This is a genomic window from Streptomyces sp. NPDC052016 (assembly GCF_044548445.1).
Taxonomy (GTDB): Bacteria; Actinomycetota; Actinomycetes; order Streptomycetales; family Streptomycetaceae; genus Streptomyces.
In genome coordinates this window covers 322,129-346,104 of sequence record NZ_JBIUBX010000002.1, presented here as the reverse complement: position 1 = coordinate 346,104, position 23,976 = coordinate 322,129, and the positions used below count along the sequence as shown (strand labels likewise).

The 23,976-nt window shown below is 72.9% G+C and carries 22 protein-coding genes; 15 read left to right on the top strand and 7 right to left on the bottom strand.

What is annotated here, in order from left to right; all coding sequences use genetic code 11:
* Nucleotides 1-66 precede the first annotated feature (66 nt).
* The 3 genes from ACIHAR_RS04595 to ACIHAR_RS04585 all read left to right on the top strand — a co-directional run bounded on the left by ACIHAR_RS04595 (nt 67) and on the right by ACIHAR_RS04585 (nt 2,938).
* Nucleotides 67-693 (top strand): TetR family transcriptional regulator, encoded by a 627-nt coding sequence (locus ACIHAR_RS04595; RefSeq protein WP_365454731.1) that lies wholly within the window; start codon nt 67-69, stop codon nt 691-693.
* A 115-nt stretch (nt 694-808) separates the two neighbouring features.
* A complete protein-coding gene (locus tag ACIHAR_RS04590) occupies nt 809-2,026 on the top strand; it encodes an alpha/beta hydrolase (protein WP_400016856.1) in 1,218 nt (405 codons plus the stop codon).
* 57 nt (nt 2,027-2,083) lie between these two features.
* Nucleotides 2,084-2,938, top strand: a complete 855-nt coding sequence (locus ACIHAR_RS04585) for a DUF4429 domain-containing protein (protein ID WP_400016962.1) — start codon at nt 2,084-2,086, stop codon at nt 2,936-2,938.
* 138 nt (nt 2,939-3,076) lie between these two features.
* Here the strand turns inward: ACIHAR_RS04585 and ACIHAR_RS04580 are convergent, their stop codons facing one another.
* Together ACIHAR_RS04580 and ACIHAR_RS04575 are read right to left on the bottom strand one after the other, a co-directional pair.
* Nucleotides 3,077-4,093 carry an aldo/keto reductase gene (locus ACIHAR_RS04580; protein WP_388750683.1) on the bottom strand — a complete coding sequence of 339 codons (1,017 nt, stop codon included), beginning with the start codon at nt 4,091-4,093 and terminating at the stop codon, nt 3,077-3,079.
* Nucleotides 4,090-4,581, bottom strand: coding sequence for a MerR family transcriptional regulator (locus ACIHAR_RS04575; RefSeq protein ID WP_365454721.1), 492 nt, complete (start codon nt 4,579-4,581; stop codon nt 4,090-4,092). Before ACIHAR_RS04575 ends, ACIHAR_RS04580 begins: the two co-directional genes overlap by 4 nt.
* A 76-nt stretch (nt 4,582-4,657) precedes the next feature.
* Here ACIHAR_RS04575 and ACIHAR_RS04570 point away from each other — a divergent pair, with 76 nt between their 5' ends.
* Entirely contained in the window at nt 4,658-5,494 is an 837-nt protein-coding gene (locus ACIHAR_RS04570; RefSeq protein ID WP_400016960.1) for a serine hydrolase domain-containing protein, read from the top strand.
* Between the two features lie 91 nt (nt 5,495-5,585).
* Entirely contained in the window at nt 5,586-7,427 is a 1,842-nt protein-coding gene (locus ACIHAR_RS04565) for a serine/threonine-protein kinase (RefSeq protein WP_400016852.1), read from the top strand.
* Between the two features lie 6 nt (nt 7,428-7,433).
* On the opposite strand, the gene ACIHAR_RS04560 is transcribed toward ACIHAR_RS04565, so the two are convergent.
* The gene (locus tag ACIHAR_RS04560) at nt 7,434-8,090 is read right to left on the bottom strand and encodes a pirin family protein (RefSeq protein WP_365455163.1); all 657 of its coding nucleotides are present in this window, start codon (nt 8,088-8,090) and stop codon (nt 7,434-7,436) included.
* Nucleotides 8,091-8,737: 647 nt separating this feature from the next.
* Here ACIHAR_RS04560 and fasR point away from each other — a divergent pair.
* The 5 genes from fasR (at nt 8,738) to fabF (ending at nt 13,670) form a co-directional block, all read left to right on the top strand.
* Nucleotides 8,738-9,943: a fatty acid biosynthesis transcriptional regulator FasR gene (gene fasR / locus ACIHAR_RS04555; RefSeq protein WP_400016850.1), complete on the top strand. Its 1,206-nt coding sequence runs from the start codon at nt 8,738-8,740 to the stop codon at nt 9,941-9,943.
* 89 nt (nt 9,944-10,032) lie between these two features.
* On the top strand, nt 10,033-10,947 hold the full coding sequence (locus ACIHAR_RS04550; RefSeq protein WP_365454712.1) for an ACP S-malonyltransferase: 915 nt from the start codon (nt 10,033-10,035) through the stop codon (nt 10,945-10,947).
* 16 nt (nt 10,948-10,963) lie between these two features.
* Nucleotides 10,964-11,965: a ketoacyl-ACP synthase III gene (locus ACIHAR_RS04545; protein ID WP_365454709.1), complete on the top strand. Its 1,002-nt coding sequence runs from the start codon at nt 10,964-10,966 to the stop codon at nt 11,963-11,965.
* Nucleotides 11,966-12,067: 102 nt separating this feature from the next.
* Nucleotides 12,068-12,316 carry an acyl carrier protein gene (locus ACIHAR_RS04540; RefSeq protein ID WP_030341284.1) on the top strand — a complete coding sequence of 83 codons (249 nt, stop codon included), beginning with the start codon at nt 12,068-12,070 and terminating at the stop codon, nt 12,314-12,316.
* Between the two features lie 82 nt (nt 12,317-12,398).
* Entirely contained in the window at nt 12,399-13,670 is a 1,272-nt protein-coding gene (fabF, locus tag ACIHAR_RS04535) for a beta-ketoacyl-ACP synthase II (protein WP_365454706.1), read from the top strand.
* Between the two features lie 157 nt (nt 13,671-13,827).
* Here the strand turns inward: fabF and ACIHAR_RS04530 are convergent, their stop codons facing one another.
* Nucleotides 13,828-14,322 (bottom strand): DUF3145 domain-containing protein, encoded by a 495-nt coding sequence (locus ACIHAR_RS04530; protein ID WP_365454703.1) that lies wholly within the window; start codon nt 14,320-14,322, stop codon nt 13,828-13,830.
* 277 nt (nt 14,323-14,599) lie between these two features.
* Here ACIHAR_RS04530 and ACIHAR_RS04525 point away from each other — a divergent pair, with 277 nt between their 5' ends.
* Together ACIHAR_RS04525 and ACIHAR_RS04520 are read left to right on the top strand one after the other, a co-directional pair.
* Complete coding sequence (locus tag ACIHAR_RS04525; protein WP_400016844.1) at nt 14,600-15,499, top strand: SGNH/GDSL hydrolase family protein; 900 nt, start codon at nt 14,600-14,602, stop codon at nt 15,497-15,499.
* A 15-nt stretch (nt 15,500-15,514) separates the two neighbouring features.
* On the top strand, nt 15,515-16,483 hold the full coding sequence (locus tag ACIHAR_RS04520) for an aldose epimerase family protein (protein ID WP_365454697.1): 969 nt from the start codon (nt 15,515-15,517) through the stop codon (nt 16,481-16,483).
* A 260-nt stretch (nt 16,484-16,743) separates the two neighbouring features.
* Here ACIHAR_RS04520 and ACIHAR_RS04515 read toward each other — a convergent pair whose 3' ends face one another.
* Entirely contained in the window at nt 16,744-17,133 is a 390-nt protein-coding gene (locus ACIHAR_RS04515; protein WP_365454694.1) for a RidA family protein, read from the bottom strand.
* A 49-nt stretch (nt 17,134-17,182) separates the two neighbouring features.
* Here ACIHAR_RS04515 and ACIHAR_RS04510 point away from each other — a divergent pair, with 49 nt between their 5' ends.
* Entirely contained in the window at nt 17,183-18,139 is a 957-nt protein-coding gene (locus tag ACIHAR_RS04510; RefSeq protein WP_400016840.1) for a LysR family transcriptional regulator, read from the top strand.
* A 73-nt stretch (nt 18,140-18,212) separates the two neighbouring features.
* Nucleotides 18,213-19,478 carry a pyroglutamyl peptidase gene (locus ACIHAR_RS04505; protein ID WP_400016837.1) on the top strand — a complete coding sequence of 422 codons (1,266 nt, stop codon included), beginning with the start codon at nt 18,213-18,215 and terminating at the stop codon, nt 19,476-19,478.
* Here the strand turns inward: ACIHAR_RS04505 and ACIHAR_RS04500 are convergent.
* Together ACIHAR_RS04500 and ACIHAR_RS04495 are read right to left on the bottom strand one after the other, a co-directional pair.
* Nucleotides 19,450-20,064, bottom strand: a complete 615-nt coding sequence (locus ACIHAR_RS04500; RefSeq protein WP_365454685.1) for a LysE family transporter — start codon at nt 20,062-20,064, stop codon at nt 19,450-19,452. The genes ACIHAR_RS04505 and ACIHAR_RS04500 overlap by 29 nt on opposite strands.
* On the bottom strand, nt 20,061-20,861 hold the full coding sequence (locus ACIHAR_RS04495; protein ID WP_365454682.1) for an EI24 domain-containing protein: 801 nt from the start codon (nt 20,859-20,861) through the stop codon (nt 20,061-20,063). Before ACIHAR_RS04495 ends, ACIHAR_RS04500 begins: the two co-directional genes overlap by 4 nt.
* A 327-nt stretch (nt 20,862-21,188) precedes the next feature.
* Between ACIHAR_RS04495 and ACIHAR_RS04490 the strand changes: the two genes are divergently transcribed.
* On the top strand, nt 21,189-23,954 hold the full coding sequence (locus ACIHAR_RS04490) for a S8 family serine peptidase (protein WP_400016834.1): 2,766 nt from the start codon (nt 21,189-21,191) through the stop codon (nt 23,952-23,954).
* Nucleotides 23,955-23,976 lie beyond the last annotated feature (22 nt).

The window sequence follows — 23,976 nt, the reverse complement described above, 5'->3', positions numbered from 1 at the left end:
CGTTCGAGGCTAGTGACAGCCTCTGACAATTGACAAACCAATTCACAAGTCGGTAACTGACACATTATGGAAACTCTGCGTGAGCGCAAGAAACAGCGCACCCGGGACGCGCTGCTGCGCGCCGCGCTCGAACTGTTCACCACCCGCGGATACGAACGGACCACCGTCGACGAGATCGCCGAGGCCGTCGGCGTCTCGCAGCGCACCTTCTTCCGCTACTTCGCCGGCAAGGAGGAGGCCGCGCTCGCCCTGACGGAGATGACGATCGAGCGCTTCGTCGAGGGGATCCGCGCCCGCCCGCGCCACGAGGCACCGATGGAGGCGCTGCGCCAGGCCGTCCTGGAAGGCTGGGACTCGATCCACGAGGTCGTCGAGGCCGTCGCTCCCATCGAGCTGTATCTGCGCATGTACCGGGTGATCGAGTCGACCCCGGTACTGCTCGCCGCCCATCTGCGGCGCTCGGTGGAGATCGAGGAGGAGATCGCGCGGATCCTGGCGGAGCGCGAAGGGCTCGACGTGGACGCCGACCCCCGCCCACGGGTGGCGGTGGCGGTCTTCGGCGGCGTCATGCGGATGACGGAACGGCAGTGGAGCCTCAGCGAGGACTTCAGCCTGGAGGGCATCCGCGCGCTGACGTCCCGGTACCTCGACCAGGTCGGGCCCGCCCTGCTGGGCGGCTGGCGCCCGGCGTGAGGGCGGCCTCGCACCGGGCCCGAGGAGTGCTATGACCATTCCCACGGCCCCCAAAACGTGATCCCCGTCACTCAGGCCACTCGAGACCTTCCCGTTCTCCTAGTGTGTCCTTTCAGTGACTTCCTTCGACACCTCCCCACAACTCAACGCGTGGCGCGCCCTGCTCGCGCTGGCCGTGGTGTTCGTGATGCTGGCGACCACCGGCTGGACCGCCGTGCGCCACAGCCGGGAGACCAGCGCCCTGCGGGCCTCGCTCGCGGCCTGGGAGGACGGCCGGGTCGCCGGACGCGACCTGCCGGACCCGCACGCGGCACCCGCCCGGCTCGCCCGGTTCTTCGCCTCGCTCACCGCGTCCCAGCGCGTCTCGCTCGCCCGGCGCTACCCGCTCGCAGTCGGCAACATGAACGGCGCGCCCGTCGAGCTGCGCTACCGAGCCAACCGCATCGCGCTGCGCGAGCAGACGGGGATCGAGCGCACCCGCATGCGGGACAGCCGGCTGTCGCCCTCCGGGCAGCACGAGGCCGGCCGTCGCATGCAGCGCTTCCAGTCCATGAGCAGGGCCCACCGCCAGATCCTCGCCTTCGACCCGGAGGGCTCCGGCCGGGCCGCCGAGGTCTTCGGCGACCTCGACCGGGCCGAGCGGGTCTCCGTCGTCGTCCCCGGCGTGGACACCGCGCTGCTCACCTTCCAGCGCACCCACCGCAAGTACTCCGCCCCGGTCGGCATGGCCAAGGCCCTGTACACGGCCGAGCACGAGGTGAGCCCCACGACGCGGACGGCCGTGATCGCGTGGGCCGACTACACCTCCCCCGCCGGTCTCGGCATCGACTCGGCCACCGCGATGCGCGCCGAGTACGGCGCCGTACGGCTCACCGCGCTGCTGCGCGCCCTGCCCGGCGGCGCGCCCGTCTCGCTGTTCTGCCACAGCTACGGCTCGGTGGTGTGCGGCGTCGCCGCGCACACGCTGCCCGACCGGGTGACGGACATAGCCGTGGCCGGCAGTCCCGGCATGCGGGTGGAGAAGGCCGCGCAGCTGCGCACCTCGGCCCGGGTGTGGGCGATGCGGGACGCCGACGACTGGGTGCAGGACGTGCCGTACCTGGAGCTCGGCGGCCTCGGGCACGGCGCCGACCCGGTGTCGTCCGCGTTCGGCGCACGGGTGCTGTCGGCACGGGAGGCCAAGGGGCACGGCGGCTACTTCGAGCCCGGCACGGACAGCCTGCGCAACCTCGCCGGGATCGGCACCGGCGCGTACCGGTCGGTGCGGTGTGCCGGCGACGATGACACCTGCCGGGCCGGTTTGTCCGGCACGACGACGGCCGGACGCGCGTAGAGGTGCAGGAATTGCGGCGCGCACGGGGTGGCGACGAAGGAGCGTGTGCCGCATACGATGAGCCGCATGGGTGACGTACTGGCCGGATTTCATGCCGCCTGGGAGTTCGAGTCCGACTCCGTCCTCATCCGCTACGAACGGGGTATGCGCACACCCAAGCTGCTGGCGGCGCTCGGAGAGCGCCGGATCCCCCTGGCGGCGATCGCGGGTGTGACGCTCGAGCCCGGCAAGCGGGGGACCATGGTGCTGCGGGTCGAGCCGCGGCCCGGTGCCGATCCGCTGATCGAGGCGGCGGCGGGGCAGCTGAAGGAGGCGAGCGACCCCTACCGGCTGGTGCTGCCGGCCGAGCGGGAGGTCCTCGCGGAGTACTACGCCGACGAACTGCGGGCGCGGCTGGGCGGATCCGGCCCGGCCGAGCGGTTCCTGGTGGCCGCGCCGGACGCCCCGCTGTCGTTCAAGGCGTACGACGCGAAGGCGTCCTTCGACGGGCGGACCGTGCGCTTCCGGTGGTTCTGGACGGGGGCGTCCTCGGCGAAGTGGAAGGCGGGCGACCAGAGCTTCCCGGTGTCCGGGCTGAGCGGGGTGGAGTGGCGGTCGCCGGAGGTCTTCGAGGGCCACCTGCGGCTGCTGCGGGGCGAGGACGCTCCGGTGCAGGCGGACCAGGACCCGGCGGCCGTGGTGTTCGGGCTGGGCTACGGGGCCGTCCACGAGTCCCTGCCGTTCGCGGCGGCGGTGCTCGCGGCGGTCCGCTCCCGCGGGGCGGTGGCGCCCGTCCCGGCCGCGACCGCCCCGCGCCGGGACCCCGCGGACGTCGCCGAGCGGATCCGTCACCTCGGGGAGCTGCACCGGGCCGGACTGGTCACCGACGAGGAGTTCTCCGTGAAGAAGGCGGAGCTGCTGTCCGAGCTCTAGGGCTGGCGCCGCGGACGGGCGTGCCGGACCGGCGTGTTCTCCCGTACGGCAGGCCCCAGTTGCGGGCGCGGGCAGGGCCGGGCGTGCCCGCGGGGCCGAGCCGCGGGCCGGGACGGCCCCCGCATTCCGCAGGCGGCGTCACTCACGTCCGGCGGACGTGAACGTCATGTCCGCGTACCGGTCGCCCGCCACCTTGCCCGCGATCTCGTCGAGCGTGGCCAGCTCCTCCCCGGTCAGCTCGATGCTCACCGCCCGCGCGTTCTCCTCCACCCGTCCCGGCCTGCGCGTCCCCGGAATCGGGATCACCGGGAGGCCGTGCACCCGGGACCGGGTCTGGGCCCAGGCCAGGGCGATCTGGGCCGGTGTCGCGTCGTGGGCCTTCGCCACCGCGCGGACCGGCTCCAGCAGGGCCACGTTCGCGCCGGCGTTCTCGCCGGTGAAACGGGGCTGCTGGCGGCGGAAGTCGTCGGCGGTGAGGTCCTTGTCGGCGTCGGCGAAGGAGCCGGTGAGGAAGCCACGGCCGAGCGGGGAGTACGGGACGAGCGCGACACCCAGTTCGCGGGCGGCCGGAACCACCCGGTCCTCGATGTCCCGGCTGAACAGCGACCACTCCGACTGCACGGCGGCGATGGGATGGACGGCATGGGCCGCGCGGAGTTCGGCGGCGGTGACCTCGCTCAGGCCCAGGTGCTTGACCTTGCCCTCGCGCACCAGCTCGGCCATCGCGCCGACGGTGTCCTCGATCGGCACGTCCACATCGCGCCGGTGCATGTAGTAGACGTCGATGACGTCGACGTCGAGACGCCTCAGGCTCGCCTCGACGGCCCGGCGGAGGTAGGGGCGGTCGTTGCGGATGATGCGCCGGGTGGGGTCGTCGGGCGGGATGGACAGGGCGAACTTGGTGGCGATGACCACCTCGTCGCGGTGCGCCTTGAAGAACGGGGAGAGGAAGCGCTCGTTCTCGCCGGCGCCGTACGCGTCCGCCGTGTCGTAGAGGGTGACGCCCAGCTCCAGGGCGCGTTCCAGGGTGGCCCGGGACTCCTTCGCGTCGGAGGGGCCGTAGCCGAAGCTCATGCCCATGCAGCCGAGGCCCTGGACGCCGACCTCCGGACCGCCGTCGCCGAGTCGTACCGTCGGGATCCTGCTGTCGGTCATCGGGTCCTCTCCGCCTCGTAGCTGTGGACGCGCGCGGCGTCCGAGTAGAACGTGATCTTCCGGTCGAGCACGGCGAGCGTGTCCTGCAGCTCGGCGATCCGGGCCTGGACGTCCCGCCGGGTCGCCTCCAGCAGCTCGTACCGCTCGCCGTAGGTGCTGTCGCCCTCGCGGACCAGCTCGGCGTACCGGACCATGTCGGCGACCGGCATGCCGGTCAGCCGCAGCTTGCCGACGAGGTCGAGCCAGTCCAGGTCGCGGTTGCTGTAGCGGCGCTGGCCGGTGTGGGAGCGGTCGACGTGGGCCATCAGCCCGATCCGCTCGTACCACCGCAGGGTGTGCGCGGTCAGGCCGGTGAAGGCGACCACCTCGCTGATCGTGTAGCTGTCCTGCCCGTCGGGGCGGGGATGACGCCGTGGTGGTCCGGAGCAGACGTCTGCGGGGCTGGGGGCTTGCTCGGTGGTCACGGGCGTGGTCTGCAACACCGTCATGGGCTCCACGCTAGGACCTTGGAGTGCGCTCCAAGCAAGCGGAATCGGCAAGAAGTCCGAAGGTAGGCTCATGACCATGTCGCTGAACAGCCTCACGCCGATCGAGAACTGGCCGGTCCCCTCCGCCGCGGCGGGCGTCGTACGGGCCGACGGTACGGTCCTGGGCACCCACGGCCCGGTCGGGCAGCGCTTCCCGCTCGCCTCGGTCACCAAGCCGCTCGCCGCGTACGCCGCGCTCGTCGCGTACGAGGAGGGGGCGATCGAGCTGGACGAACCGGCCGGCCCGCCCGGCGCGACGGTCCGTCATCTGCTCGCCCACACCTCGGGGCTCGCCTTCGACGAGCACAAGGTGACGGCTCCCCCCGGGGAGCGGCGGCTGTACTCCAACGCCGGGTTCGAACAGCTCGGCGACCACATCTCCAAGGCCACGGACATCCCGTTCCCCGAGTACCTGCGGCAGGCCGTGCTGGAGCCGCTCGGCATGACGGCGACCTCGCTGGAGGGCTCCCCGGCGAAGGACGGGGTGTCGACGGTGGAGGACCTGCTGCGGTTCGCCGCGGAGGTGCAGGCGCCGCGGCTGCTCGACCCCCGGACGGTCGCCGAGGCGATGACCGTGCAGTACCCGGGCACGAAGGGCGTCCTGCCGGGGTACGGGCACCAGAACCCCAACGACTGGGGGCTCGGCTTCGAGATCCGCGACTCCAAGACGCCCCACTGGACGGGGTCGTCGTCCTCGCCGCGGACGTTCGGGCACTTCGGGCAGTCCGGCACGTTTTTGTGGATCGACCCCGACGCCCAGGTCGCCGCGGTGGCGCTCACCGACCGGGCGTTCGGGCCGTGGGCGACCGAGGCCTGGCCCGGGTTCACGGACGGCGTGCTCGCCGAGGTGAGGGGCGCGGGCGCGGTGCGGTGATCAGCGCGGTGGGAGACTCGGGCGCCGCGCGCTGATCGGCTTCGGCTAACCTCCCTCTGCACAACACCCATAGGGATCTCGGGGGAGAGCGATGGCAGGGGCACAACCGGGCGGCCAGTTCCGCCCGTTGGAGACCGGCGATCCGGCCACCGTGGCGGGCTACCGCCTCGCGGCACGGCTCGGTTCGGGCGGCATGGGGACGGTGTACCTGTCGTACACCCCGGGCGGGCACCCGATCGCCCTCAAGACGATCCGGCCGGAGCTGAGCGAGGACCCCGAGTTCCGCCGCCGGTTCCAGCAGGAGGTCAAGGCCGCGCAGCGCGTGCAGGGCCTCTACACCGCGCCGGTCATCGACTACGACACCGAGGGCACGCAGCCGTGGCTGGCCGTCGCCTACGTGGCCGGCCCCTCATTGTCCTCGGCCGTCGCCGACCACGGACCGCTGCCGGTGCCGTCGGTCCTGCTGCTGCTGGCGGGGATGGCCGAGGCACTGTCGGTCATCCACGGCGCGGGCATCGTCCACCGCGACCTCAAACCGTCCAACGTGCTGCTCGCCTCCGACGGCCCGCGCGTCATCGACTTCGGCATCGCCCGGGCCGCCGACGCGACGGCGCTGACCGGCACCGGGGTCTCCATCGGCACGCCGGCCTTCATGTCGCCCGAGCAGGCGGCGGGGAAGCCTGTCACGCCCGCCTCCGACGTGTTCGCGCTCGGCCAGGTGGCCGCCTTCGCGGCGCGCGGGACGGGGGCGTACGGGGACGGGCCGTCGCACGCGGTGCTGTACCGGATCGTCCACGAGGAGCCCGACCTCAGCGGCTTGCCGGAGCAGCTCGGGTTCATCGCGCGCTGCCTGGCCAAGGACCCGGCCGAGCGCCCCTCCCCCGCCGAGATCATCTCGCTGTGCCAGGAGGCGTCGCCCACGCCGCTGCGCCAGTCCGGTTCCTGGCTGCCGGAGGCTATCGCCGAGCAGATCACCCAGCGGGTGTCGGCGTCGGCGGCGCTGGCGGAGGCTCCGACGGCCGCGGCCGGCCCGGCCCCGGCGGCGCCCACCGCCCCGGTGACCCAGCCGACCCCGCCGCCCACCGCCCCCGTGACCCAGCAGAGCCCGACGCCGCCGCCCGTGGCGCCTCCGGTCCACGCGGCGCCGACGATGGCGGCCGCGCCCGTCGGCGCCCCGCCCGTACCGGCTCCCGCGCCGCCGTCCACCTATCCGCACCCGCCGGTGTACCCGCAGCAGGCGTACGGCCCGCCGACCGCGCCCCGTCCGCCCTTCGTCCAGCAGCCCGCCTGGCGGCCGCAGCCCCTGCCGCCGCCGAAGCAGAACAAGGTGGGCAAGTGGATCGGGATCTCCGTCGGGGTGGTGATGGGGCTGATCTGGCTCAGCAGCTGCGCGTCGTTCCTCAAGGACCTCGGCGACTCGTCTGACAGCTCCAGGAACAGCTCCTCCTCCACCGGCGGCGGTGGCAGCAGCGGTTCCACGAGCCCCGAGCCGCTGCCCGATCCCACGCCGGTCACCTACACGGGGATCAACATCCCCGAGAGCTACTACGTGCGGTTCGCGGACTCGCCGCCGAAGCCGGTCGAGGCCTCCGACGGCAGCAGCCCCCGGTACGAGGGCGACAGCGACCTCTACTACTACGACGCGGGCGGCTGGGACAACGACCGCCTGCTGGGCAGCTACGGCGAGAAGGTCGTCCTGCTGAACAACGCCCAGAAGGGCTCGCTGGCCACCTGCCGGAGCGAGACCCGGTACACGAAGGAGGTCCAGCTCTCCCAGCTCTCCAAGGGGTCGCAGATGTGCGTGCACACCTCCTCCGGCCACATCGCCCTGGTCACCTTCAAGGGCAGCGCGCCGGAGAACGACCCCAGTGACTACGTGTCCGTGGACATCACGGTGTGGCGCAACGCGGAGGAGCCCAGCGCCCAGGAGTGAGCCCGCTCACGCGGACATCTCCCACACCAGCAGCTCCGCCGGGCCCGACGCGGCGACCACCTCCAGGTCCTTCTCGTCCGCGGCGCGCGCCGCGTCCCCCGGCCCCAGCTCGTGCCGGCCGATCGTCACGGTGCCGCGCACCACGTGGACGTACGCGTACGCCGCGTCCGGCACCGCGGCCCGCTCCCCCGCCGCAAGCCGCCGTACGTGCAGCATCGCGGCCGCCTCCGGGACGGCGTACGGGGTGGAGTCGGCGATGCCCCGAACGATCTCGTAGGCGGGGTCGCCGCCGGGGTCCAGGGGGGCCAGCCACATCTGCACGAAGGTCAGGGGGGCATCGGCGTCGTTGCGCTCCACGTGCCGTACCCCGCCCGCCGAGCTGAGCCGCTGCACGTCGCCGGGGCGGACGGTCGTCTCGTGGCCCCGGGAGTCGCGGTGGGTCAGCTCTCCCTCCACCACCCACGTCACGATCTCGGTGTGGCTGTGCGGATGTTCGTCGAAGCCGGCACCGGGGGCGAGCCGCTCCTCGTTGCAGGCGATCAGCGCGCCGAACCTGAGGTTGTCCGGGTCGTAGTGCGCGCCGAAGGAGAAGGCGTGCAGGCTCTCGATCCCGGCCGCCGGATCCCCACCGCGGTAGCGCCCGTCGGCGCGCCGTACGTCCATCACGCCGCCCACGGTAGCCCGCCCGACGCCCCCGCCGCAGACCCCCGGCCTGCCGGCTCCGGCCCGCACAAGCAGCCCGTCCGGCGCTCAAGGACGAGGCCCGCCCAGGGCCGAAGCGGGGGGTCCGAGGGGCGGCGGCCCCCGGCACGGCACCCCCGCAGACACCCGCACGCTTCCAGTGCCGGCCCGCACAAGCAGCCCGTCCGGCGCTCGAGGAGCGGGACCGCCCAGGGCGATCCGGGCACGCACGCAGCCCGTCCGGCGCTTGAGGACGAGGCCCGTCCCAGGCCGAAGCGGGGGATCCGAGGGGCGGCGGCCCGCCACAGCCACCCCCGCAGACACCCGCACGACTTCCAGTGCCGACCCGCACAAGCAGCCCGTCCGGCGCTCGAGGGCGAGGCCCGTCCAGGGCCGAAGCGGGGGGTCCGAGGGGCGGCGGCCCCCGGCACGGCCACCCCGGCAAACACCCCCGCGCATCCAGTGCTGCCCCCGCACAAGCAGCCCGTCCGGCGCTTGAGGACGAGGCCCGTCCAGGGCCGAAGCGGGGGTCCAGGGGGCGGCAGCCCCCGGCACGGGTGCCCGAGGGCGGAGTCCCGAGGGGCACCCGCCGACCCATGCGCACGTCCCGATAAGGCAGTCTTGTCCCCGTGCCCGAACCCGAAACCAGCAACATCGAAGCCACAGTGCACTCCGTCCATCAGCACTCCGCGACGCTGAAGCGGCTGGAGAGGTCCTCCGGCAGCCTCGCCGCCCAGGCGATCGCGCGCATGGACGAGACCCTGCCGTGGTACCGGGCGATGCCCCCGGAGAACCGTTCCTGGATCGGGCTGGTCGCCCAGGCGGGCATCGCCGCCTTCACGGAGTGGTTCCGGCGTCCCGACGCCCCGCAGGCCATCTCCACCGACGTCTTCGGGACCGCGCCCCGCGAGCTGACCCGGGCCATCACCCTGCGCCAGACCGTCGAGATGGTGCGCACGACCATCGAGGTCATGGAGTCCGCGATCGACGAGGTCGCGGCGCCCGGCGACGAGAGCGTGCTGCGGGAGGCGCTGCTCGTCTACGCCCGCGAGATCGCGTTCGCGACCGCCCAGGTCTACGCCCAGGCCGCCGAGGCACGCGGTGCCTGGGACGCGCGGCTGGAGTCCCTCGTCGTCAACGCCGTCCTGAGCGGCGAGGCCGACGAGGGAGCCGTCAGCCGGGCGGCGGCGCTCGGCTGGAACGCGCCGGAGCATGTCTGCGTCGTCCTCGGAACCGCGCCGGACGGGGACTCGGAACTGACGGTGGAGGCCATCCGGCGGGCCTCGCGCCACGCCAAGCTGCAGGTGCTCACCGGGGTGCTCGGCTCCCGGCTCGTCGTCATCGCGGGCGGCAGCGACAATCCGCTCGCGGTGGCCAAGTCGCTGATCGGGCCTTTCGCCGCCGGACCGGTCGTGGCCGGGCCCGTCGTGCCCGATCTGCTCGCCGCGACCCGGTCCGCGCAGGCCGCCGCGGCGGGCCTGAAGGCGTGTTCGGCCTGGCAGGACGCCCCGCGGCCGGTCCTGGCGGACGACCTCCTTCCGGAGCGCGCCATCGCGGGTGACCCGAGCGCGCGCGAGCAGTTGGTGGAGGAGATCTACAGACCGCTGGAGGAAGCGGGGTCGGCTCTTCTGGAGACGCTCTCCGTGTACCTCGAACAGGCGTCCAGCCTGGAGGGCGCGGCCAGGATGCTGTTCGTGCATCCCAACACCGTGCGCTACCGGCTTCGACGTGTGACTGACGTCACCGGTTGGTCGCCTTCGGATGTACGCTCGGCGTTCACCTTGCGCATCGCACTGATCCTGGGGCGTCTGGTGGATGGAGATCCCCAGACCTAGCCTTTTGTCGGGGGCCCACAAAACCCCCTGCCGTTCTTCGTCCTTGTCCTCACGGGCGGCCGTGGCCGCCCTCAAGAGAGAGTGTGAGAGTGCTCGTACTCGTCGCTCCCGGCCAGGGCGCCCAGACGCCCGGCTTCCTGACCCCCTGGCTCGAACTGCCCGGCGCCGCCGACCGCGTCGCCGCGTGGTCGGACGCCATCGGACTGGACCTCGCCCACTACGGCACGCAGGCCGACGCGGACGCCATCAGGGACACCGCGGTGGCCCAGCCGCTGCTGGTCGCCGCCGGCCTCCTGTCCGCCACGGCACTCGGTGACATCGCGCCGAACGCCGTCGCGGGTCACAGTGTGGGCGAGATCACCGCCGCGGCCTTCGCCGGTGTCCTCGACGACAGTGCCGCCCTGACCCTCGTGCGCAAGCGGGGTCTGGCCATGGCCGAGGCCGCCGCGGTCACCGAGACCGGCATGTCGGCGCTGCTCGGCGGCGACCCGGAGGTCTCCGTGGCGCACCTGGAGAAGCTGGGCCTCACCCCGGCGAACGTCAACGGCGCGGGTCAGATCGTCGCCGCGGGCACGCTGGAGCAGCTCGCCGCGCTGAACGAGGACAAGCCCGAGGGCGTCCGCAAGGTCGTCCCGCTCAAGGTCGCCGGCGCCTTCCACACCCACCACATGGCCCCCGCGGTCGAGGCGCTGGCCACCGCCGCCAAGGAGCTCACGCCCGCCGACCCGACGGTCCCCTACGTCTCCAACAAGGACGGGCGCACCGTCGCCACCGGTGCGGAGGTCCTCGACCGGCTCGTCGGCCAGGTCGCCAACCCGGTCCGCTGGGACCTGTGCATGGAGACCTTCCAGGAACTCGGCGTCACCGCGCTGATCGAGGTGTGCCCCGGCGGCACCCTCACCGGTCTCGCCAAGCGCGCACTGCCCGGCGTGAAGACGCTCGCGCTGAAGACCCCCGACGATCTCGACGCGGCCCGCGAGGTCATCGCCGAGCACCGTGCCTGACAAGGAGTCGACGATCATGTCGAAGATCAAGCCCAGCAAGGGCGCCCCGTACGCGCGCATCCTCGGCGTGGGTGGCTACCGGCCCACCCGTGTGGTGCCCAACGAGGTGATCCTCGAGACGATCGACTCGTCCGACGAGTGGATCCGCTCGCGCTCCGGCATCGAGACGCGGCACTGGGCGAACGACGAGGAGACCGTCGCCGCCATGTCGATCGAGGCGTCCGGCAAGGCGATCGCCGACGCCGGGATCACCGCCGAGCAGATCGGCGCCGTGGTCGTCTCGACCGTGTCGCACTTCAAGCAGACCCCGGCCGTCGCCACCGAGATCGCCGACAAGCTCGGCACGAACAAGGCCGCCGCCTTCGACATCTCGGCCGGCTGCGCGGGCTTCGGCTACGGCCTGACCCTCGCCAAGGGCATGGTCGTCGAGGGCTCCGCCGAGTACGTGCTGGTCATCGGCGTGGAGCGGCTGTCGGACCTGACCGACCTGGAGGACCGGGCGACGGCCTTCCTGTTCGGTGACGGCGCGGGCGCGGTCGTGGTCGGCCCCTCCAAGGAGCCGGCGATCGGTCCGACCGTCTGGGGTTCCGAGGGCGACAAGTCGGAGACCATCAAGCAGACCGTGCCGTGGACGGACTACCGCGACGGCGAGGTCGAGCGCTTCCCGGCCATCACGCAGGAGGGCCAGGCGGTCTTCCGCTGGGCCGTCTTCGAGATGGCGAAGGTCGCCAAGGAGGCGCTGGACGTGGCCGGCATCACCGCGGACGACCTGGACGTCTTCATCCCGCACCAGGCGAACGAGCGGATCATCGACTCGATGGTGAAGACTCTCAAGCTGCCGGAGTCCGTCACGGTCGCCCGTGACGTGCGCACCACCGGCAACACCTCGGCCGCCTCGATCCCGCTCGCGATGGAGCGGCTCCTGGCGACCGGCGAGGCGAAGAGCGGCGACACCGCGCTCGTCATCGGATTCGGGGCGGGTCTCGTGTACGCCGCGACGGTCGTTACCCTCCCCTAGGCACTCCGTGCCGGATCATGCGATCCAGTGCGGGACATGCACCACCTGCCGCTGCCGCGGCGGGCGCCACACCCTGAAGAACACCAACGAAGGAGCGCCAACATGGCCGCCACTCAGGAAGAGATCGTCGCCGGTCTCGCGGAGATCGTGAACGAGATCGCCGGGATCCCGGTTGAGGACGTCCAGCTGGACAAGTCCTTCACCGACGACCTGGACGTCGACTCGCTGTCCATGGTCGAGGTCGTCGTCGCCGCCGAAGAGCGCTTCGACGTCAAGATCCCGGACGAGGACGTCAAGAACCTCAAGACGGTCGGCGACGCGACCGACTACATCCTCAAGCACCAGGCCTGAGCCCTGCTTGGGCCGGACGCTGACCGGCCCCGCCACCCGGCGGTGGCGCCGCTGAATCCCGATCGTTGGAGAAAGAATTCCCGTGAGCCCGACCAATCGCACCGTGGTCGTCACCGGTATCGGCGCAACCACACCGCTGGGTGGCGACGCAGCCTCTACCTGGGAGGGCCTGGTCGCCGGCAAGTCCGGCGTCAAGCCCCTGGAGCAGGACTGGGCGGCCGACCAGGCCGTCCGGATCGCGGCCCCGGTCGCCGTGGAGCCCACCGAGGTCATCCCGCGGCCGCAGGCCCGCAAGCTCGACCGCTCGGCGCAGTTCGCGCTGATCGCGGCTCAGGAGGCGTGGAAGGACGCCGGTTTCGAGGGCCGTGCCGGTGACGACTCGAGCGTCGACCCGGACCGCCTCGGCGCGGTCATCGCCTCCGGCATCGGCGGCGTGACCACCCTCCTCGACCAGTACGACGTGCTGAAGGAGAAGGGCGTCCGCCGCGTCTCCCCGCACACCGTGCCCATGCTGATGCCGAACAGCCCGTCCGCCAACGTGGGCCTGCTCGTCGGCGCCCGCGCGGGCGTGCACACCCCGGTCTCCGCCTGCGCGTCCGGCGCCGAGGCCATCGGCTACGCCATCGAGATGATCCGCACCGGCCGCGCCGACGTCGTCGTCGCCGGCGGTACGGAGGCGGCGATCCACCCGCTGCCCATCGCCGCGTTCGGCAACATGATGGCGATGTCCAAGAACAACGAGGACCCGCAGGGCGCCTCGCGTCCCTACGACGTCGCCCGCGACGGCTTCGTGATGGGCGAGGGCGCCGGTGTCATCGTCCTGGAGTCCGCCGAGCACGCCGCCAAGCGCGGTGCCCGGGTGTACGCCGAGGCCGTCGGCCAGGGCATCTCCGCCGACAGCCACGACATCGTGCAGCCGGAGCCGGAGGGCCGGGGCATCTCGCACGCCCTGCAGAACCTCCTGGACCGCACCGACCTGGACCCGGCGGAGATCGTGCACGTCAACGCGCACGCCACCTCGACGCCGGCCGGTGACATCGCCGAACTGAAGGCGCTGCGCAAGGTGTTCGGCGACGACGCCGACCACATGGCGGTCTCGGCGACGAAGTCGATGACCGGTCACCTGCTGGGCGGCGCGGGCGGTGTCGAGTCCGTGGCGACGATCCTCGCGCTGTACCACCGGGTGGCTCCGCCGACCATCAACGTCGAGAACCTCGACCCCGAGGCCGAGGCCAACGCGGACATCGTGCGGGGGGAGGCGCGCAAGCTGCCCGTCGAGGGCCGCATCGCCGCGCTGAACGACTCGTTCGGCTTCGGCGGGCACAACGTGGTGCTGGCGTTCCGTACGGTCTGATCCTCGCCTGAACGGCGTGTGGCCCGGGCTCCCTGTCGGGAGTCCGGGCCACATGGCGTGGTGGGCCGTCCGCGGGCCGGTGAGGGATCGTCACGCCGCGCGGAGGAGCCGCACATCCCCGTCCGGCGCCCCCGGGGCCGGCTGTCCCCGGTTCGGCTCACACGACCTGGTGCAGCCAGCGCACCGGGGCTCCCTCGCCGGCGTACCGGAACGGCTCCAGTTCGTCGTCCCAGGGCTTGCCGAGGAGCTTGGCGATCTCCGCCTCCAGGTCCGTCTCGTCGCGCTGGGACCGCGTCAGCGCGGCGCGCAGGCGGTCCTCGGGGATGAGGATGTCGCCGTGGATGCCGGTGACGGCGTGGAAGATGCCGAGGTCGGGGGTGCAGCTGTAGCGCTCGCCCTCGGCGGTGGCGCAGGGTTCGGCGGTGACCTCGAAGCGGAGCAGGTGCCAGCCGCGCAGGGCGGAGGCGAGCTTGGAGGCGGTGCCGGCCTGGCCCTGCCAGGAGAACTCCGAGCGCCAGGTGCCGGGGGCGGCGGGCTGCCGGATCCAGTCGAGGCTGACGCGCGTGCCGAGCACCCCGGCGACGGCCCACTCGACGTGCGGGCACAGCGCGCGCGGCGCGGAGTGCACGTACAGAACTCCACGTGTCGTCACCGGGACCTCCGGGCAGAGCGGGACAGGCTTGCAGGCTGGCATGGCGGCGGTGGCAGGGCAGCCACGTTGATGGCGAGGCTACCGTGCGGCGGCGCAAGGAGTGTGACGTACCGTCGGTCCCGGTGCCGCGAAACGTCCGCCATTCACCCGGCAGGACGCCTGTGCGGGCGCGTTCCGTTGCTTCGTGCGGGGCCCGGGAACTCCCGGACGTTGTCATGGGTGGGGCCGGCGACCCGTCCGGCCCAGGACGCGCCGGACGACCGAGGGGACACCAGGGATGCGGATGCGAGGCCACCGCTCGCGGGCCGTGGTCGCCGTCACGGCGGCCGCCGTGCTGGGGGCGGCCGGCTGTGACGCCTTCGGCGGGGGCGGTTCCGAACCGTCGGCCTCGAAGGCGCGGCAGGCGAAGCCCTCGCCGTCACCGAGCCCGGTGTGGGACGGCAGCCCGGCCTCGATCGCCGCGGTGGGCGACTCCATCACGCGCGGCTTCGACGCCTGTACGGTCCTGTCGGACTGCCCCGAGGTGTCCTGGGCGACGGGCGGCAGCGCCGAGGTGAACAGTCTGGCCGTACGCCTGCTGGGGGTGTCGAAGGCGGCGACGCACAGCTGGAACTACGCGGTGACCGGAGCGCGGATGGCGGACCTGCCGGCGCAGATGGCGCGGGCGGCCGCCCGGAAGCCCGACCTGGTGACGGTGATGGCGGGGGCCAACGACGCGTGCCGCGCCTCGACGGTCGAGATGACGTCGGTGGCCGACTTCCGCGCCGGGTTCGAGGAGGCGATGCGGACCCTGCGCCGGGCGGCGCCCCGGACGCAGGTGTACGTGGCGAGCGTGCCGAACCTGAAGCGGCTGTGGTCGCAGGGGCGGACCAGCGAACTGGGCAAGCAGGTGTGGAAGCTGGGGATCTGTCCGTCCATGCTGGGTGACGCGGACGTGCTGGGCTCGGCGGCGAACCTGAGGCGCGACACCGTGCAGCAGCGGGTGGAGGACTACAACACGGTGCTGGAGGAGGTCTGCGCCAAGGACGCGCGGTGCCGTTTCGACGGCGGCGCGGTGTACGCGTACCGGTTCGGCACCGAGCAGTTGAGCCGCTGGGACTGGTTCCATCCCAGCAAGGACGGGCAGGCTCGGCTCGCCGAGATCGCCTACCGGCGGATCACCGCCCGGAGCTCGTGACTTAGGGTTCCGACCATGAGCGAACACTTCGGAACACTTTCCGACGGCACCCCGGTGCACCGCTGGACCCTGGAGCGGGCGGGCGTGCGGGTGCGGGTCCTGTCGTACGGCGGGATCGTGCAGTCGGTGGAGGTCCCGGACCGGGAGGGGCGTACGGCGGACGTGGTGCTGGGGTTCCCCGGCCTGGACGGCTACCTCACCCATCCGGAGCCCTATCTCGGCGCTCTCGTCGGGCGGTACGCGAACCGGATCGCGCACGCCCGGTTCCCGCTGGACGGGGTGACGTACGTGCTCGCGCCGAACAACGCGCCCAACTCCCTGCACGGTGGTGAGCGCGGCTTCGACAAGCGGGTGTGGGAGGTGGAGCCGGTCGAGCACGGCCTGCGGCTGAGCCGGGTCAGCCCGCACGGCGAGGAGGGCTTCCCAGGCCGCCTGGAGGTCTCGGCGACGTACACGCTGGAGGAGTCGGGGGCGCTGCGGATCGCGTACGAGGCGGTCACGGACGCGCCGACGGTGGTGAACCTCACCCACCACGGCTACTTCAACCTCGCCGGCTCGGGGAACGTGGGCGGACACGAGCTGAGGCTGGACGCCTCCCGGTACACGCCGGTCGACGCGGACCTGATCCCGACCGGGGTGGCGGAGGTGGCGGGCACCCGCTTCGACTTCCGCTCCGCCCGCAAGGTCGGCGTCGGGTACGACCACAACTTCGTGCTCGACAAGGGCGTCACGGACACGCCCGTGGAGGTGGCCGAGTTGCACGACCCGGCGTCGGGGCGGGTGCTGACGGTGGCGACGACCGAGCCGGGGATCCAGGTGTACACCGCCGACCACCTGGGTGAGCCCTTCGTGCCCGGCGACGGGGTCGCGCTGGAGACCCAGCACTTCCCGGACTCCCCCAACCGTCCTGAGTTCCCGAGCACCGAGCTGCGGCCGGGCGAGGTGTACCGGTCGGAGACGGTGTACGGCTTCTCCGTGCGGTAGGGCTCCGTACGAAGGCGTGAGCCCCGGTCCAGGGGTCAGGTCCCGGACCGGGGCTGCTTGTGGGGCGAGGAGTCCCGCGTCAGACGTTAATCGCCGCGGTGGTCCTGCGGTCCGCGATGGACCTACCCACCTGGATTTCGTACGAACCCTTCACAAAGAACTACCGGTGGACGGCCTCGTGCCCCACGTGGTGGCGCGCCGCGTGAGCGCGACGACGACCTCGGCGCTCTCCCCGGGGCGCGGCGTCGGCACCGGCGGTGTCACCCGCCGGCGGCCACCGCCGCGACGACCTCGATCTCCACCTGCGCCTCCGGGCGGAACAGCCGGGGCACCTCGAAGGTCATGCTGGTGGGCGGGGTGCCGGTGAGGAACTCCCGGCGGACGGCGCCGTATTCGTCGAGGCGGGAGATGTCCGTCAGGTACGTGCGGATGTTGACGACGTCGGCCAGGGTCGCGCCGTGGGCCTTCAGCAGGGCGTCGATGGTCTCGAAGACGCCCCGGGTCTGCTCGGCGAGGGTGGCGCCCTCGGCGATCTGGCCGGAGAGGAACAACAGGGCGCCGCCGTCGGCCTGCTGGACGCGGGCGACCTGGGAGTAGTAGGGGCTGAGGGGCTGGGGCGCGGAAGCGGGGCTGCCGACGGTGATCTCCATGCGGTCGACGCTAGGACCGGCCCCGTGATGCGACAAGCGAATGTCTAGCATGGCCGCCATGCCGAACCCGCATGACGACGCGTCCGCTCCGCCCGACCTCTCCACCGTCTGGCTGCGGGCGTTCCTGGAGGTGGCCCGGCACGGCTCGTTCACCGTCGCCGCGCGCACCCTGGGCTGGACGCAGTCTGCGATCTCCCGGCAGATCTCCTCGCTGGAGGCCGCGTTGGGCGGGGACCCGCTCTTCGACCGGCTGCCGCGGGGGGTGCGGCTGACGGAGGCGGGGCGGGTGCTGGTGCCGTACGCGCGGTCCGTCGTCGAGACTTTGCGGGGAGCCGGGCGGGACCTGGCGGCGCTGCGGGAGGGCACCGGGGGCCGGCTGCGGTTCGGGGCGTTCGCGACGGCCGACGCGGCGCTGGTGCCGCACGCCCTGGCCGCCTTCCGTGCCCGCCGCCCCGGAGTCGGTGTCACGCGTGAGGAAGGTCTCACTCCCGCGCTGCTGGAGCGGCTGACCGCCGGTCACCTCGACCTGGCGGTGGTGTCGACGACCGGCCGCGCCCCGCTCGACGCGTACACCCTGCATCATCTCCTCGACGAGAGCCTGTACGTCGCCGTCCCGGCCGGCCATCCCCTGGCGGGCCGTGCGGGACCGGTCCGGCTCGGCCGGCTCGCCGACGCCGACTGGATCTCGGGCGCCGCCCGCCCCGAGGGCACCCTGCTGGAGGCGGCCCTGCGCGAGGGCTTCCGGCCGCGGGTCGCGCATGTCGTGGGCGAGTGGACGGCCAAGCAGGGCTACGTGGCCGCGGGTCTCGGCGTGACGCTGGTCCCCGCGCTCGCCGCCACCGCCGTACGGCCGGACGTCGTCCTGCTGCCGGTGCTCGACGAGGGCGGTCCGGCGCGGGCGGTGTACGCGGCGGCGGTGCGGGGGCGGTCGCTCGCACCGGCGGCGCGGGAGTTCCTCGCCGCGCTCCGGGAGGCCGCGGCGGCGATCCCGCGCCCCATGGCGTAGACCACACCCGTCACGCGATACTTCCGCCGTCCCGCGCCACGCGCCCCACAGCGACGGAAGGACCCCAACCCCCATGCCCGCAATACGAGTTCGCATCGGCGTCCTCGGCCTGGCCCTCGTGGCCTGCCTCCCGGCACCGGCGGCCCCGGCCGCGGCCGACGCGGCACCCGCACCCACCGTCGAGGAGCAGCGGCTCGACCGGGCGGTCCCGCGGGAGATCCTCGCGGCCTCCGGATTCGACACGGTGGCCCCGCGGTTCGCCCGGCAGCTGGAGGCCGTGCACTCCTACGCCCAGGCGCGTCGCGTCGTCGTCCGCGAGGGCGCGGCGCTGTGGCGGCGGGCCGTGGACCGGGCGCAGGGGCGCGGTCCGGCGGGCGGCGAGCTGAGCCGCGACGACGACCGGCCGCTGTACTGGGCCAGGCTGGGCATGACCCGTGAAGTACGGACGTGGAAGCCCGGGTTCGCGCTGGGCGAGAAACAACGCGACTCGCTGCTGGCCGACTTGGAGCGCACCTCACGCGGCCAGACCGACATCCGCCTCCCCCGCCGTGCCGGCGAGGGGCCGGCACGCGTCCTGGTCACCGGCTTCGACCCGTTCACGCTGGACCGTGACATCCGCATCTCCAATCCCTCCGGAGCGACCGCGCTCGCCCTGGACGGCACGGTGATCGAGACGCCGGACGGCCCGGCCCGTGTGGAGACGGCGGTGTTCCCGGTGCGCTGGCGGGACTTCGCGGAGGGGACCGTGGAGCGGACGCTGCGGCCGTACCTGAGGCACGTCGACCTCTTCGCGACCGTGAGTCAGGGACGCGTCGGCCGGTTCGACGTCGAGCGGACCAACGGGGCCTGGCGGGGCGGCTTCCCGGACAACGAGAACGTGAGCCGGACCGAGACGGTCCCGGTCACCGACCCCGCCTCGCAGCCCCAGTGGACGACCACGACGCTGCCGTACGCGCAGATCGTGGCGGCGGACACCGGCCGGTTCCCGGTGTACGACAACACGTCCGTCACCGAGATCCCGGCGGGTGGCACGGAGGCCGTCGTGCGGCCGGACGGCCCCACCGCCGGGTCGACCGCACGGGCCGGGGGTGGTGGGAACTACCTCTCCAACGAGATCGCCTACCGGGCGACGCTGCTGCGTGACCGGCTCGGCCTGCACGACACCCTGCCGGGCGGTCATGTCCACACGCCCGTGCTGCAGTTCGGGACCGGGAACACCGACCCGGCGACCGGGACGGTGAGCGACCCCGAGTTCGTGCGCAACCGGCTGGACATCGTCGCGCAGGTCCGGGCGATCGTGACGGCGGCGGTCAGTGCGACGGAGCGAACGCCAGGCTGACGCCCAGCCCGGCCAGGACGGATCCGATGACCTTGTTCAGGACCTTCTGGCCGCGCAGCATCAGCGTGCGCATCCGGTCGTGCGAGAAGAACACGGCGACGACGCCGAACCACAGCAGGTGGGCCAGCGACATGAACAGGCCGTAGCCCACCTGCTGGTACACCGGGGTGCCCGGGCCGACGACCTGGGCGAAGGTGGAGACGACGAAGAGGGTCGTCTTCGGGTTGAGGACGTTGGTGAGGAAGCCGGTGCGCAGGGCGGCGAGCGGGGTGAGTTCCGTCCTGCCGGTCAGGTCGATCTCGACCCCTTCCCCGGTGCGGAAGGTGCGGACGCCGACGTAGATCAGGTAGGCCGCGCCGATCAGCTTGATGAGCGTGAAGAGGAAGGTGGAGGACGCGATCAGCAGGCCCACGCCGAACATCGTGTACGTGACGTGCACGAGGACGCCGGCGGCGACGCCCAGGGCCGCGAACAGACCCGTGCGCCGGCCGTGGAGGTAGCTGTTGCGGACGATCATGGCGAAGTCGGCGCCGGGCGCGATGACCGCCAGCACGGTGATGACGGCGACGGCGACCATCTCGGTCATGGCCGGGTGGTCTCCTCTTCACGGCTGCCGTCGACGGCCTCGCCGACGCCTGTCTCCTCCCCCAGCAGCTCCCGCGCCATCAGGGTCGCGCCCGCGACCGCGCCCGGCATGAGGAACACCGCGACGAACGGGACCAGGAAGGCCAGGCCGAGGGGCGTGCCGAAGCCCCAGACCAGTGTCCTGCGGGAGCGGAGCAGGGCGAGGCGGGCGCGCAGGTCGACGCCCCGGCGCTGGAGGGCGACGGAGGTGAGCTCCTCGGTGAGGAAGAAGCCGGTGACGAAGAAGCCGATCACCGGGACGACGGTCTGCCCGAGGAACGGGACGAACCCGAGGGCGAACAGCAGCACGGCCCACAGCAGCGCCCGGGCCAGGACGCGCAGGCTGTCCCGCGCGGAGATCCACAGCTCGCGCCAGAGCGGCAGCCGCGACTCCGGTGCCGTGCCGTCGGGCGAGACGTCACGGTCGACCGTCTCCGAGAGGCTCTCGTAGAAGGGCTGCCCGATCAGCAGCGTGACCGCGGTGAAGGTCAGGACGGACAGGAGCAGGCCGAGGGCGAAGAGCACGATCGTGAGGAAGCCGCGGAACAGGCCCAGCCAGGGGCTCGACCAGTCGTCGGCGAAGGGCGTCGACCAGGCGACGAAGTCCGCGCCCCACACCGCGAGCGCCACGAGCGCGCCCAGGTAGAGGACGAGTGTGATCAGCCCGGGTACGAGCCCGAAGCCGTACTGCTTGCCGTGCCGGGCCACCCACCGCTGGCCCTCCAGAAGGAACTTGAAACCGGCCCCGAGATCGCGCATGCCGGAACTGTAGCGGGTGGCAGCCGACAGGATTCGCACGCCTGCGCGCGCAGGGCGGCTCGATCGACGGTACTGTCGTTCTGTGTGTTGATGCGCACTTCGCGTTCTGTGTGTTGATGCGCACTTCGCGAGTCACTGACAACAGGCGCAGGCCTCCGTGCCCACTCCGGGGCCACCCCCTTCTCGCTCTGCCGACGGGCGAGTTCGTCGTGTGACGGGCGACTCGGTCGTACTTCCGGGGGCCGTTGGCACGCCCTCGGCACGCCGCGGCGTCCCTCCCTCGGCCCGATGCTCCGCACCTCTCTCCGTACCTCTCCGGGAGGAACCATGTCGCATCACGCCAAGCGGTCCAACGCCGGAGACGGGAAGCCCAGGCCGGCATCCGGCGCGGCCTCCGGCATGCCCGTCCCCTCGGCGCCCGGCACGCCCGCCGGAGACGCGGGCGGTATGCCGGTCCCCGGCGGCAGTCCCGCCTCCGTCCGCCCGGAGACGGGTGGGATGCAGGCGCCCGGCATGCGTCCGGCCCCCGGCTCCGGCGGGCAGGACGGAATGCCGACGCCCGGCATGCCCGCCCCGTCCGGGTCGGGCATGCCCAGGCCGACCGACGCCATGTCCGCGCGCGGGGAGCAGCCCGGCGGGGCTCCGCGAAACGCTCCCGTCCCGGGGGGCGGGCCGTCCGCGGCGCCGGGCGACGGCCGCACCCCGCTCCCCCGCTTCGGCGGCCCGGAGGGCATCGCCCCGCACGGCCAGCCCTACGAACCCGGCGTCGTGGAGGTCGAGTTCCGCGACGGCGTCACCCCGGCCGTCACCGAGCGCGGCGAGGGCGCGCCCGCCGAGGTCAGCAGCCTCACCGAGGGGCCGCTCACCGACTTCAACAGCATCCTGGCGGCCAACGGTCTCGTCTCGGCTGAACCGACGTTCGACATCACGCCGGAGGAGGCCACCGCGGTCCAGGCGAACGCGGCCGCGAGGGGCCACGAGACACCGCATCTGGCACGGTTCCTCACCCTCCACTTCGCCGACGACGCCGACACCGTCGCGATCGCGCAGCGCCTCGACGCGCTGCCCGAGGTCCAGCGGGCCGTCGCGGTCCCGACGGCGCTCCCGCCGACGGTCACCGCGGGCGCGGGCACGCTCGCGCCCGTGGCCCCGCTGACCGAGCCGCTGGTGGGGACGAGCGGCACCGTCGTGGTGGACACGGCCACGGGCCTGGAGAACCAGTGGTACCTCTTCCGCTGCGCGGTGGACCAGGCGTGGAGCCGCCGCTCCACGGGCCGTGGAGTGGTGGTCGCCGACGTCGACTGGGGTTACCGGACCTCCCACCAGGACCTCGCGCCGAACATCGCCAGGACGTTCAACTCCTTCGACGGCACGGCCGACGTCACCCACGGCGACTCGGTCGGTCACGGCACCGCGGTGCTGGGGCTGAGCGGAGCCTCCGCCAATCGCGTCGGCATGGCCGGCATCGCGTACGACGCGACCCTGTGGGCGGTGCAGGCCGACTCGGGAACGAGTCCCGGCATCGGCGGCAACCCCTGGGCGCGCGGCATCGACTGGGTGCGCACCACCGACAGCGGCGGGCGGCGCAAGGTCGTGATCCTGGAGGTCCAGACGGGCGCGTTCGGCAACTACGAGCAGGTGCCGTCCGTGAACGCGGCCATCAGGACGGCGATCGCCGAGGGCGTGGTCGTCTGTGTGGCGGCGGGCAACGGCGACCGGGACGCCTCGGTGGCGGACGACGGCACACCGATCCCGGAGACGGGGTCGATCCTCGTCGGCGCCACCGCCTACGACGCCACGGTCAACCGGCGTGCCTGGTTCAGCAACTTCGGTTCCCGGATCGTGGTCTGCGCGCCCGGCGACAGCTCCCACGACCTGACCTGCGACAGCGGCTCCGACTCGGCGTACCGCAACGGCTTCGGCGGTACGTCGGGGGCGGCCCCGAAGGTCGCCGGCGCGGCGGCGCTGATGCTGGCCGCGAACCCCGCCCTCACCCATGCCGACGTACGCCGGATCCTCCGTGCCACGGGCACTCCCGTCACGCCGGATCCGGACCCGGCCAAGGAGGTCGGCACCTTCCTCAACGCCGGTGCGGCCACGCGCGAGGCCGCGCAGGACGCGGTCGGGCGGCTGGAGGTCTTCGCCCGCGGCGGCGACCAGGCGGTGTGGCACAAGTGGCAGACGGCCGTGAACAACGGCTGGTCGGGTTGGGAGTCGCTCGGCGGCTGGGTCGACCTGGTCTCCCACGGCCGGAACGCGGACGGGCGGCTGGAGATCTTCGCCCGGGGCGCCGACCAGGCCCTCTGGCACATGCGGCAGAACACGCCCGGCGGCGGCTGGTCCGGCTGGGAGTCCCTCGGCGGCTGGATCGACGACCTCGGCGCCGCCCAGAACAACGACGGACGGCTGGAGGTCTTCGCGCGCGGCGCCGACCAGGCACTGTGGCACAAGTGGCAGACGGCCGTGAACGACGGCTGGTCCGGCTGGGCGTCGCTGGGCGGCTGGATCGACCTGATGGCCGTCGACAACAACGCGGACGGGCGGCTCGAGGTGTTCGCGCGCGGCGCCGACCGGGCTCTCTGGCACACGTGGCAGACCGCGCCCGGCGGCGGCTGGTCCGGCTGGGAGTCCCTCGGCGGCTGGATCGACCAGCTCGCGACGGCGCGCAACGCCGACGGGCGGCTGGAGGTCTTCGCCCGCGGCGCCGACCAGGCCCTCTGGCACATGCGGCAGACCGCGCCCGGCGGCGGCTGGTCGGGGTGGGAGTCGCTGGGCGGCTGGATCGACATGATCGCGCCCGGCCGGAACGCGGACGGGCGGCTGGAGGTCTTCGCCCGCGGCGCCGACCAGGCCCTCTGGCACACGTGGCAGAACACGCCCGGCGGCGGCTGGTCCGGCTGGGAGTCCCTCGGCGGCTGGATCGACGACCTGCACGTCAGCCGGAACAACGACGGACGGCTGGAGGTCTTCGCCCGCGGCGCCGACCAGGCCCTCTGGCACAAGTGGCAGACCGCGGCCGGCGACGGCTGGTCCGGCTGGGAGTCCCTCGGCGGCTGGATCGACCGGCTCGACGTGGGACAGAACGCCCTCTGAGCGACGGGGCGCGCGTCCTCCG